The sequence below is a fragment of the Gemmiger formicilis genome (assembly GCF_900167555.1).
Taxonomy (GTDB): Bacteria; Bacillota; Clostridia; order Oscillospirales; family Ruminococcaceae; genus Gemmiger; species Gemmiger formicilis.
On the sequence record NZ_FUYF01000052.1, the window covers coordinates 1 to 5234 of the forward strand.

The window sequence follows — 5234 nt, forward strand, 5'->3', positions numbered from 1 at the left end:
GCTTACGGCGGCTATGGACTCACTCAGTATCGGCAGGACAATGCCACCATGTTCGATGCCTATGAACAAGAGTACACAGATAAGACCTATACTCTGTTTACGGATGCTCCCTATTAATATTTATGAGGTATTCTCACATATGAAATTGTGGAACCCTATATTTTTATTTTCACTTTTCTGTATAGTTTTGTTGTCTGCTTGTACGAATTCAAACGAGGTCAATACTAATTCATCTTCTGATATTCCTGAACCAACTACACAGATAGAAAGTACTGATTTGAGAACTTCTGCTCCTCTTGAGATGACAATGGCACTGCCCAGTACGGGAATTTTCAGTACAGAAATTAGCGGAAATCAAGATGGTGCTTACTATATTCTACCCAACACAAACGACTACTCTGCACAATTACTTTATTACGATTATACAACTTTACAGTTAATCTATCTGTCTGACCAAGTAGTTGTGACGAACAATGATGAAAATCCCGGTTGGATAGAAGACATATTCGGTGGTGCAGTTCCATTAGCAGTAAACGAGAAACTCTATATCATTAAATATGGAAAATCTCCTATACCAAATATCAACTACGATGGGTCACCTACTTTTCTTTTGCAAATGGAACCGAACGCTGCAAACCGCACTAAACTTTCTGTCCCTCAAGGCAGTCTGCTCCCCTATAGTTCTGGTATTGCCGCCGATGGGAGCAATTTGTACCTACTTCTTTTGGACTATGATTCTCAAAAAATGCAAATCACAAATACTACACTGTGTTATACGGATTTCAACAAGAACAAAATGAATCGCTTATGTTCGTTGGGAAATCAAAAGGATTGGAGCATAATCGGTACATACTCAGAAGGACTTATTTTACAATGTTCTTGGCTCCCATCCGAGCATTCAAGTCAAAATTCTGACGATCAGCTTTCAAATCTGCACTATGAACTTCAATTATACTCACTTCACGATAATTGCTTGATAGATACAAATTTCACGTGGAAGCAGGGTGAACTGTCGCTGGTAATCAATCAGGATACAATATATTATGTTAAAAAAGGCGATTTACGCTTGTATGCACATAGTCTGCAAACCGGTAAGGATTTGGTGGTCTCCGACAACTTATATGGATCAGATTCATCTGACTCTTCTGGTTCCGTAATGCTTGTCGGTGAAATTCATGATAACAATATAGTTTTCAGTAATTTAAATGAGCAGCACTTTTGTTACAATCTGGCGACAAAAAAGACAATGCCTCTTTTACTTTCTTACGAATATGATGGCGGAACTATACCTGTTTCCATTATGGCAGAAAACGAGCAATATTTTTTAGTTAATACTGGAATTGTAACATTGCCCCGTTCTGCTACCGGCACAGATGGGTCTATCTATAATATTGATTATCCTATCACTGATTATAAATTAATCAAAAAGGAAGACTATTGGAATTCTGTTCCAAACTATCTATCATTCGATATTACTCAACTTCAGTCTAATAATCAGTTTTAAGCGCTTTTTATAGAGAATTGTTTGCCTTTTAACTCGGCTATTGCTTGCCTTATCGTCAAAATTCTATTGGTAGATTTGGATTGTAATTAAACCATTTTGAATAACAGCGCTTACTTTTGGAGCATTCCATTTGTGGTTAGATATTATTGAAGGAGGATTTCGATTATGACTCAAAAAAACACAAAAGCCATTCTTTCTATTGTATTATGCACTTGCTTACTGTCGGGATGCAACATTTCTATTACCCCTGCATCGTCTTCGGCATCATCCACTCCTTTATCAAGTTCAGAAAATAATTCGGACACAAATTCGACGGATACGTCCGCTTCAGCAGCCCCATCCCCAACTCCTGCTGCCACTGATTCTGTGGATGAACCTGTCGAGTCGGCATCTGGTGATGTGCTTCCGGATAGTACTCCTGCCCAAAATGAACAAATTTCCGTATTTCCCGATAACGAAGTGCAGAAATCCGATCTTGCTTTATATACCCAAACCTTGGGACGTTTTTTCCATTCCCCTATGCAAAGCACAAAAGATATTCCTTTAGATTATTCTTTGTCATTCTTTTTGCTGTACCAGACTTTTGAAAGAAACGGAGAAGGTTCTTCTTATACACAGAATTCCAATTTTTTCTGGGAAATTCCCGAAAGCGATATTCTGCAAACTGCCGATCTATATTTAGGGCTTTCTGATCTTTCTATTTCGAATATAACCGAGTGGCCCTTTGGTGATCCGCAAAATGGGACGTGCTATTACAGCCAAGAAACCTCTCTCCCCTACGGCGATATTACAGTAACAGATGTAACATTCGATACGGCGGCTTCTGAAGCTCTAGTTTTTACAGAAGCAGCTGATAATCAATTTGAGGATTCCTCAAAACAAAAAAGCTCCTTGGTTTATCACTTCACTTACACTGATAATTCTGATGGGAATGTCGTTTATCAACTAGAGTCAATCACTTCCCAATGATTTCCCATCGCCAATCTTGTAAGACCGCTTTATCCTTTAACTACCATTTAGTACAAGACAAGAGGCATCCCCCTTGTAGTCAATCTGACAGTGGCGTTCTTTTTTCACCCATAGATTTAAGATAAATACAGAATTTAGGTTTAGAAACCTCTCAAATCTTTACAGTGTTTCTTGCGCTGTAGAAAGGTCTGGTTAGAGTATGAAATATTTGCATACGCGCCTTTTAGCTCTCTGTCTATGTATTACCTTATTTTTTTCTTCTTGTGGAATATATACCGCAGAAAGCTCCCAACAAGATTTTATTTCGTCTGCGGAGAATCCCGAAACAATTCAAGAAGCACCTCTCTCTACAGGAACGCCCCTCTCTTCATCACAAATGAATATCATATCTTCGCATAACGGGATAATTGCTTCTGGTATGGTCGGTAATAAAAATGGATGCTATGAAGTTCTATACAGACCTGTCGGGGATGGCAACATTCTCTATACTGATTACGCATCGAAAAGCCGTATTTATCTTTCAAGTCGTATAACCGGTGAACACAATAACGAGTCTGATTCTAGTTGGCTCAAAAGTACCGTAGGTGGTTGCTATTTCTCGCTTACATATGAATATCTTATTCTGTTCAAATTAAACACCCCTGCTTTTGCTGATAGTGAAACCGATATGCAACGAGGATATATTGCGAAATATGATCTTGATGGCTCCAACCGTCAGATTCTCACATGGCTCGCTCCTAACGAAACCATCGCAGATGGTTGTATTGCTTCGGATTCGGAGAATTTATATTATCTCAACTATTTTGTACAAGAAGATGGAAATAGTTCTCCTCTCTCACTAATACAGCTAAATATAACGAGCGGCGAAAAAAATGAAATCTGTCAGCTTTCACAGAATGCACGACATTTTATCGTAGGAACCTATCAAGATAAAATTGTAATAAAAAACATTTTAAATCCGATTACAATAACCGAAGACCTTTCCAGTGAAGATATTGTTAATGCCTTTAAGCAACAAGTACATGAACTTGTTCTGTTTTCAACTGATGGGCAACAACAGTCTCTTTGTCAATGGCATCAAGGGACTCGTAGTGAAATGTATCTCGATAATAAAATGTTTTTCTGGGATAAGGAGCAACCCGGTTTATACCAGTACGATTTGGGAAGTGGTTCCACAGTCTGCCTATATTCTGGTGCTATTATTAGCGAAAATGGGGATACATACACCAACCTAACACTATCTTCGGACGCTTTTGATAACCATATCTTATTAACCGCAATTCCTGATTCCACGGATGTAGGTAAAGCCACCCGTTTTGCATTTGATTTGGAGAAGAACACATTTCAAACTCTAACATTGAGTCGTAATGAATACAATGTCAATATTTTGCAAGAAGGGTTCGACTATTTTCTTGTACAAGCTGGAGTAAAGGAATATTCTGTACCTGATTTAGCCCCGGATGGGCAGGAAATAACCACAAATATGTTGCTTCCTGATGTTTCCTTGATGATTAAAAGCGATTACTGGAATAACATTCCAAATTATATAGCGATAAATGACGATGTGCTATAATCTTGCTCCGTTTCATTCAAAGGCTTAGTTGATACATATCCTCATATGTAGAGACATAAGAGACTCGGAGATCGTATTATTCTGATTGCATAACAAAATGAACTTCTAATTCATACTTATGATTTATGGATACTGTATTTACCCTTGATTTCCTTTACAAAACCTACATTTCGAATATTCCAATATTTGCATGGGGAAAAAACGAGCAGCCGCAAGTGAAAAGAGCGCTGTCTGGTGTCTCGCTTAATCTAACGCCGGGACTTTACGGATTGCTGGGGCCAAATGGAGCGGGAAAATCTACTTTAATTCACATCATCACTGGGACGCTTGCTCCTGACTCTGGCGAAGTTCTCTGGTGCGGCAAGCCTGCAACGGGTATTGCCTTCCGCCGCATTCTTGGCTATATGCCGCAGCAGCAGGGGCTGTATGACAGTTATACCGGGCGACGCTTTCTTGCCTACATGGCTGCCCTGAAAGAAATTTCTAGGAAATCTGTTGCAGCCGAGGTGGATCGTGTGGCCGCTGCCGTAAATTTGACCGCCGAGTTGGACAAGCGCCTTTCTGCCTATTCCGGCGGCATGAAGCAGCGCCTGCTGCTGGCATCAGCTCTGCTTGGAGATCCAAAGCTGTTGATTTTAGACGAACCAACGGCAGGTCTTGACCCTAAAGAGCGCGTCCGTCTGCGCGAACTGCTGGCAGATATGGCCAAGGATAGAATCATCCTTGTGGCAACGCATGTCGTTTCGGATGTAGAAACAGTGGCAACCAAAGTTATCCTTCTGCGTGCCGGCAAGATTGTGGATGCTGCACCTGTGCCGGAGCTTATTGAAAAATACGCTCCCGGCCAAGGGCTGGAAGATGTGTACCTGAACGTGTTTGGTGAGGGAGACGGTAAATGAGCCTGTTTTTTGCTGAACTCCGCAAAGTCTGGGGCAGCCGAGTGTTCCCTGCCCTGTTGGCTATACTGGCGGCTGCCAATCTCCTACTGCTGTGGATGGGTACCCGCCCCACGGCCAAACAGCCTCCCGCATCAGCCTATCGCGCAGTAGGTGCCGAGCTTTCCGATAAAACCCTGGAAGAAAAAGGGACCTTTCTTCACGACAAATACACTGAGATAGAAAGCCTTGTGAAAATCGGGCAGTATTATCGGGAACAGGCTTACGGCGGCTATGGACTCACTCAGTATCG

Annotated in this window: 5 protein-coding genes; all 5 read left to right on the forward strand. The window is 41.0% G+C overall.

The features are described from left to right. Positions 1 to 139: 139 nt before the first annotated feature. A complete protein-coding gene (locus B5D32_RS15095; protein ID WP_143402801.1) occupies positions 140 to 1504 on the forward strand; it encodes a hypothetical protein in 1365 nt (454 codons plus the stop codon). A gap of 165 nt (positions 1505 to 1669) precedes the next feature. Next, positions 1670 to 2473 carry a hypothetical protein gene (locus B5D32_RS15100; RefSeq protein WP_143402802.1) on the forward strand — a complete coding sequence of 268 codons (804 nt, stop codon included), beginning with the start codon at positions 1670 to 1672 and terminating at the stop codon, positions 2471 to 2473. Between the two features lie 199 nt (positions 2474 to 2672). Continuing rightward, complete coding sequence (locus tag B5D32_RS15105; RefSeq protein ID WP_143402803.1) at positions 2673 to 4046, forward strand: hypothetical protein; 1374 nt, start codon at positions 2673 to 2675, stop codon at positions 4044 to 4046. A gap of 125 nt (positions 4047 to 4171) precedes the next feature. Continuing rightward, entirely contained in the window at positions 4172 to 4945 is a 774-nt protein-coding gene (locus tag B5D32_RS14280; RefSeq protein ID WP_078785629.1) for an ATP-binding cassette domain-containing protein, read from the forward strand. Next, on the forward strand, positions 4942 to 5234 hold a 293-nt coding region (locus tag B5D32_RS14285), incomplete at its 3' end, for a hypothetical protein (protein WP_143402804.1). The genes B5D32_RS14280 and B5D32_RS14285, both read left to right, overlap by 4 nt.